The 1,008-nt window shown below is 60.5% G+C and carries 1 pseudogene; it reads right to left on the bottom strand.

The features are described 5' to 3' along the window. Window positions 1-384 precede the first annotated feature (384 nt). Window positions 385-1,008 (bottom strand): annotated as a pseudogene (locus EN964_RS35515) (DUF3137 domain-containing protein); the annotation flags it as partial.

The following is a 1,008-nucleotide window of genomic DNA, read 5'->3' as shown; positions in this document are numbered from 1 at the left end:
GGTAAGCACTCCGTGCTGTTTCACTTTCCGGACCGCCGCCTTGGGAAACGACAGCACCGGACGGCTTGAAACTGGAACGGAAAGCGCTCCCTCCGCAAATCACGTTGGGTGAATTTTCGCAAACAATATCATAGGCTTAATTCCGACATATTGCTTGTTGCCGACATCATTTCAGACCGCTTCGACTCCTCCAATGCCCACTTCTATCCGCGAAAAGAGTCGCTTAGCCGATTGTGACGGCGGCTTTGGATCGCCACGCGGTCGCTGCAATCGACCTCGAGCAGCATCACGAAACAGCCTGCTCACCGACCATCGACACAAATTTTGTTTCATGGTCAGAGGCGGACTATAGGCGTGACAAATACGGCTTCGACGGCTGACGGCTCAGCCCGCCTCGTCCTTCGCGCCGATCTTGCGCACAAGTGCCGCCGTCGCCAGCATCGCGCCCATGTCTGATATCATCGGCGCGACATGCGTGCTGTAATCGAGCGGCACCGAAATATCCGGCAGTTCGAAGAAGTTCTTCGTCTGCGGCAGCAGCAGGAACCCATCGCTGCCATTGAGCGCGACACGGGCCGGATCGTCCGGCCAGGTTTCGCCAAGCCATTTCAGCGCCTGCGCCAGCCGGCCGCTCACCAGCGGCTGTGCCGCTCCGAGATTGTCGGTGCGGAACTCGTAGGCGGCATCAAGCGCCACGTCGCCACTGGACAGTTCCTGCAGCTTGCTGGCGAACATGCCGCGAAAGAAGCTGATGACGGCATTGGTCCGCCGCGTCGCCACCAATATGCCGGGGAACGGCGCGATGGTCTCGAAGGCGACGATGACGCCCTGGAAGGCGGTCGACGAGCCCTTGCCCGACCCTTCCCGCAGATGCGCCTCGTAGAGTTCGAACGGAAACCCTTCGTAGCGGCCCGCGACGATGTCGTCGAACGCCTGCCGGTTGAACGGACCAACCGCCGTGCGCGGCAATCGGTCGAATGAATTCGGCGTCACGCCATGCTGGTAGCG

The organism is Mesorhizobium sp. M7A.F.Ca.CA.001.10.2.1, assembly GCF_003998575.1.
GTDB lineage: Bacteria > Pseudomonadota > Alphaproteobacteria > Rhizobiales > Rhizobiaceae > Mesorhizobium.
Note: the sequence above shows the minus strand (reverse complement) of the source record. Positions and strands in the feature narration are given on the sequence as shown.